We start from the raw sequence: 5,433 nt of genomic DNA on the forward strand, positions 1-5,433 counted from the left end.
GCGACTCCCCGAGCTTATCTTGCAGAAGATAGACTATTCCACGATGTCTCAAAGCGTAGAAGCAAGAAGTCCCTTTATGGATCATCTTCTTATTGAATACAGTTCTGGTTTATCGTTCGATACAAAGATGAAATATGGCGCCAAGAGTATTTTAAAAGAAATAGCGAAAAATAAGCTTCCTGGTTATATTTTAAATCAGCCAAAAGTCGGTTTCGGCATGCTCTTAACACCTTTTTTACAAAATATTATGCCTATATGGTATCAAAAAGAATTATTGCTTAAAAAAGCTATGATACATGAATTTATATCTAAAATTTTCTTGCAGAAGCTATTGGATAGCCACACTAAATATAAAAATCAAGGATATAAGATGTGGATATTATTTGCTTTAGAAAAATGGCTGGAGATAAATTTTGATAGCAAAAAATAAAGTATTTTATCAGACGACCTTTCTTTTTGTAGCACAGATATTTGGTATGGTTGTGGGTTTTGTGTCTAACATGCTTTTGGCAAAACAGATGGGGGCAGCAGACTTTGGAATATATTCTTTATCCTTAGCTATCATCATATTTATTTCCATATTTTTTGAGTTCGGATATTTTTCTAGTGCTTCAAAGATGCTGGCAAACAACCATGATATAAATTTGGAAAAAAAGATATTTGGAGCATCGATAATTATAGCCTGTGTTATATTCGTGTTATTTTTACTATTTTCGCTAGCTATTTCTTTTCTACTAGATATCATTTTTGATGACAATATCGGTCATATCATTAGAATTTCATCCTTTGTTAGTTGGAGTTTTACAATTCCATTTTTTATGGAACTAATATTAAAAGGCAGTAATCACATAGGATATTTAGCTGGTTTTAATATTTTTTCTAAAATTTTATTTGTAGCATTTTTATTCATTTTGTTTATTTTTGAGGGCTTAACTCCACTAAACGCTCTTTTGTCGTTTTCATTGTCTTATGCGCTTGCATTTGTGATATATGGATGTACATTACAACCAAATTTCAGTGGTTTTTCTGAGATTTTGAGAACTATAAATTTAGAAAACAAACGCTACGGTATACATGTGTACATAGGTAGAGTAATTGACGTTTCGACATACAATATAGACAGGCTTTTAATAGGGTACTTTATAAGCGCAAAGGATGTCGGCTTTTATGGACTGGCGAATTCTATGGCTACTCCTATAAATTCGCTATCAAATGCGATGAGTAGTACTATGTTTAAAACGCTAGCAAATAGCAGCAAAATACCTCCTGCCGTTTTAAAGGTAAATTTAGCTTGGGTATTTCTAGCGTTTGTTTTAGCTAATATACTGGGGTATTTAATTATAAATTTTTATCTAAAAGAAGAATATAGTGATGTTCTGCTCTTATTGCTTTTAATGTCTATTGCAGTTTGCTTTCAAGCTCTTTATCAGCCATATAATGCTTGGATTAACGGGCATGGATATGGGAAAGAGCTAAAAAAGGCTAATATAAAAATGACGATTATGACTGCTTTATCTAGTATTTTATTAGTTCCGATAATGGGTGCTATTGGGGCCTGTGTGTCAAGTATGATATCAAATTTGTATTCGCTATTTTTATATACAAAGATTTACTATGCCAAAGTATAAAATATATACAAGTTATGCTAGAACTGCTATATACCTAGTTTTATTGTCTATAGGCGCAAAAGGCAAAAAAGTTTTATTGCCGGCTTTTACATGCGCTACAACGCTGCCGGATGCGATAGTACAGGCTGGCGGGATTCCGGTGTTTGTGGATATTGATGTGCATAGTTTAGAAATGATTCAAGATGATATAAAAAATAAAATTTCATCCGATACGATAGCAATTATATCTCACCATTATTATGGCGCTTATATGGACCATGTTGTAAAAATACAAGATATTGCAAAAAAATACAACCTTATTCACATAGAAGATAGGGCTCATTGTTATGGCATAAAGAAAGATTTGATTGGGGATGCTGCTATATACTCTTTTTCAAAGAATATGATTTCTCCCGGTGGCGGGCTGATAGTTACAAAAAATCGTAAGATATGGCAAGAATGTTTGAGCATTCAGGATAAAAATAAGAGTATTTTTCATACATTCATTTTAAACACTGAAGCCTTTAACTATATGGAGGCTATTAAAAAAGATAGGTCTTGCAGCGGATATAAAAAATGGGAACTTCTAAAATTTATTAAAATGAGTGTCTCCAAGCTACTAAAAATTCTTGGTTTTTATCAAAAAAACTATTTTTATAAAATAACCAGCAATGACATTGGAAAAAATTTTCATATATTTGATACTAGTATGACTTCAGAGCAATTGAAATATATCTTGATTGCCATAAGAAAGTTAAGATTTGCGATTAATACTAGGAAAAAAGTTGCATCCTGGCTTAATGAAATTTTACCCTCTTTTTTGAATGTAGACAACAATATATTTACAAACTACGTAATATATAGCGATGAGCTTGAGAAGCTAGAGCGTATTTTCGGCGCTCTTAATATTAAAACCAGAAGAGTATGGCCGTATTTTCAAAAATATTGGCATCAACAAAAGACTGCAAGTGTCGAAGAACTATCTAAAAAACTATTGTTAATAGACTTAGACTGTTTTAATGAAGAGAAAATAGGCAAGTTAAGAGGGATGCTTAATGGAAATTAGAATTCTCGCAAAAGATTTAATTGACCCGATAGAGTGGAATATTGATATAAAAAATCCAACACAACTATTTGAATTTGCAAATACTAGTGGTAAATTTTCAATTCCGTATTTTCTAATCATAAAAGATAAAGATATTATTTTTAAATGGCAGTTTTTTGTAGTAGGTTTTAGATATTTTAGATACATCAATATTGTTTCAGAGCCAAATATTCAAACTACCGAATTACTGGATATCGCCTTTAAAGAAATTTTAAGAGTATTTAATCCTTTTAAGGTAATTTTTTACTCTATCACATTATCAAAATTTACAAATATGGATTTTTTAGAACTCAATAATTTTAATGAAATATATAGATACGGCTCATCTGTTTTAGATTTAACTCAAAATGAAGACGTAATATTTTCTAATATACATAGTAAACACCGTAATGTTATAAAAAAGGCGCAAAAAGAGGATATTGAGGTATTTGAGGATACGAGCGAACAAGGTATATACGATTTTTATAAAATAGGCGTTGAAACATATGCCAGATCAAATAAAGAGGCTTTAGAAGTTTCATATTTACTAAAGTATTTTTTTGCGCTAAATAAAACAGGCAATATTAAAGTATTTTTTGCAAAAAAAGATAACATCATTCAAGCCGGAGCAATTTTTCTTGTTTCTAAACATATGTCTATATATTGGCACGGTGCGTCTATAAATAATTGTGCTACCGGCTCTTCAAATTTGTTGCAGTGGGAGGCAATAAAATATTTTAAGCAAAACGGCACAAAGATATATGATTTTGGAGGCTGCTCTGATTCGGACGAGAAAGCTAAATCCATTAGTAGATTTAAAAGTAGATTCGGCGGTATGACGTTTAATTATATAGGGTTTATAAAAATAAACAATATTTTAAAAAATATGTTATTTATCTTTATAAAAAATTTTACCAATAAGGGCTAATATGACTACGCAAGAGAAAATTTTAGATCGATATAAAGAAATAAGAGGTGATTTTCTAGATACTAAAGACGAGAAGCTCAGGCAAGAGTTTTTTGATAATCTTTTAAAATATAACTATTTAAAACACATAAATCCATATATAAACGGTAAAATTTTAGAGATCGGTTGCAATAAAGGCTATATGTTAAAAGCATTGCAGGGTTTAGGTTTTAAAAATTTACACGGCATAGATTTGTCTAATTCCGACTTGTTGATAGCTAAAAATAGGACCGGGCTAGATACGCTAAAACAAGAAAATGCTTTTGACAATTTAAAATATAATAAATACGACCTTATACTGTGCAAAGATGTTATGGAGCATATACAAAAAGATAAGCAAGAGGAATTCGTAAAAGAGATATATAACTCGTTAAATATCGGCGGGATGGCAATTATCCAAGTTCCGAATATGGACTGGATGATGTCTAATCATGAAAGATATATGGATTTTACTCATGAAGTAGGCTATACCAGAGAGAGCCTTGCGGATATTTTTAGACTATATTTTGCCGTGGTAGACGTGTTTCCGGCCTCATATATATTTAAAAATGGCAAGAAAAGGATCGTCGTTTCGTTGGCAAGAAGCATTATGGTTAAATGTATAAGATTTGCTTTAAGAATACTCGGAGAAGGTGCAAGTGATGTTTGGTTTGAACACAGAGAGATAATGGTCGTAGCAAAAAAAGACAAATAATGAAACAAATTTTAATAACCTGCGATACCGAAGTCGGCGAACTACATGCGGATAGAGCCGATGCATTTGAAATTTTTATAAAGGGTGAGGTCGAAGACAGAGAAGTGGGCGTAAGGCTCATAAATGATCTGGCGAGCAAATACGGTGCAGCGGTGGAGCATTTTGCGGATGTGTATCCTTGTGAAAGGTATGGCGAGCATAAATTTGAGCAGCTATGTCGGGATATTATCCGGGATGGACACGGCATAAATTTGCACACCCATCCGTCGGGCAAATATGATAAAAATAGAAAATTTATGTGGCAGTATAGCGTAGACGAGCAGACAGAGATTGTAAATTTCGGCAAGCAAAAGATAAAAGAGTGGACGGGCATGGACGTTTTGGCTCATAGAGCCGGTGGATATGGAGCAAACGACGATACTATTCAAGCTTTGAAACTTAATGATATTTTTATAGACAGCTCGTTTTTTTATAAAAATGAAAATTGCAAGATAAATTATGACTATATAAATAAGGCGTCCGAAAAAAATGGCGTATTACAGCTGCCGGTTAGCGTTTATGAAAGGCAAAAGCGTTACGGCCCTTTAAAAACGAAAAGCAGCTTTCAAAAATTTGATTTTAGATACGGTTCTAGCGCAGATGAAATTTTAAAAGCAATAGATGCGATGCCTGAAAATTGCATAATAGTGCTTTTTTTGCACAGTTTTAATTTTTTAAATTTGAAGTATAATTTTAAAGATAAAAAATACATAAACATAAGTATAAACGATAAACTGATAAACGAATATAAAAGGCTTCTTGCAGATATCGCCAACAAAGCAGAATGTAAATTTGCATCTATAAAAGATTTGGATATGAGGGGCTTGAGCGATGAGGATTTTGCCCCTACGATACGTGCCGATGCCGATATAAAAAAATATGCAGAAGATAAATTTAGGCTAAAATTTATGCATGTGGGCGATATATAATGAAAATCCTCTATCTTAGAACGCTGTATTGGTTTGGTTTAAAGGCGGGCGGTTCGGTAGGGCACACTGCGGGTGTCATAAATGCTATGGATAAAAAAGTCGAGCTATCTGTT

The 5,433-nt window shown here is 32.5% G+C and carries 6 protein-coding genes; all 6 read left to right on the forward strand.

All coding sequences use genetic code 11. The annotated features are described in order from the left end of the window. The coding region (locus tag Q0605_RS00430) for an asparagine synthase-related protein (RefSeq protein ID WP_298703266.1) at window positions 1-430 on the forward strand (430 nt) is incomplete at its 5' end. Further along, window positions 414-1,628 carry an oligosaccharide flippase family protein gene (locus tag Q0605_RS00435; RefSeq protein WP_298703268.1) on the forward strand — a complete coding sequence of 405 codons (1,215 nt, stop codon included), beginning with the start codon at window positions 414-416 and terminating at the stop codon, window positions 1,626-1,628. The genes Q0605_RS00430 and Q0605_RS00435, both read left to right, overlap by 17 nt. Then, window positions 1,615-2,673 carry a DegT/DnrJ/EryC1/StrS family aminotransferase gene (locus tag Q0605_RS00440; protein ID WP_298703270.1) on the forward strand — a complete coding sequence of 353 codons (1,059 nt, stop codon included), beginning with the start codon at window positions 1,615-1,617 and terminating at the stop codon, window positions 2,671-2,673. The genes Q0605_RS00435 and Q0605_RS00440 overlap by 14 nt, the downstream gene beginning before the upstream one ends. After that, entirely contained in the window at window positions 2,663-3,619 is a 957-nt protein-coding gene (locus Q0605_RS00445; RefSeq protein ID WP_298703273.1) for a peptidoglycan bridge formation glycyltransferase FemA/FemB family protein, read from the forward strand. Before Q0605_RS00440 ends, Q0605_RS00445 begins: the two co-directional genes overlap by 11 nt. Before the next feature lies 1 nt (window position 3,620). Then, complete coding sequence (locus Q0605_RS00450) at window positions 3,621-4,352, forward strand: class I SAM-dependent methyltransferase (protein WP_298703276.1); 732 nt, start codon at window positions 3,621-3,623, stop codon at window positions 4,350-4,352. Next, window positions 4,352-5,320: a hypothetical protein gene (locus tag Q0605_RS00455; protein WP_298703279.1), complete on the forward strand. Its 969-nt coding sequence runs from the start codon at window positions 4,352-4,354 to the stop codon at window positions 5,318-5,320. The genes Q0605_RS00450 and Q0605_RS00455 overlap by 1 nt, the downstream gene beginning before the upstream one ends. Window positions 5,321-5,433 lie beyond the last annotated feature (113 nt).

The sequence above is a fragment of the uncultured Campylobacter sp. genome (assembly GCF_938017705.1).
Lineage (GTDB): Bacteria > Campylobacterota > Campylobacteria > Campylobacterales > Campylobacteraceae > Campylobacter_B.

Bases quoted from the DNA above. Each gene is read 5' to 3' on its own strand.
- Q0605_RS00440 (WP_298703270.1), top strand. From the start codon at position 1,615: ATGCCAAAGTATAAAATATATACAAGTTATGCTAGAACTGCTATATAC.
- Q0605_RS00445 (WP_298703273.1), top strand. From the start codon at position 2,663: ATGGAAATTAGAATTCTCGCAAAAGATTTAATTGACCCGATAGAGTGG.
- Q0605_RS00450 (WP_298703276.1), top strand. From the start codon at position 3,621: ATGACTACGCAAGAGAAAATTTTAGATCGATATAAAGAAATAAGAGGT.
- Q0605_RS00455 (WP_298703279.1), top strand. From the start codon at position 4,352: ATGAAACAAATTTTAATAACCTGCGATACCGAAGTCGGCGAACTACAT.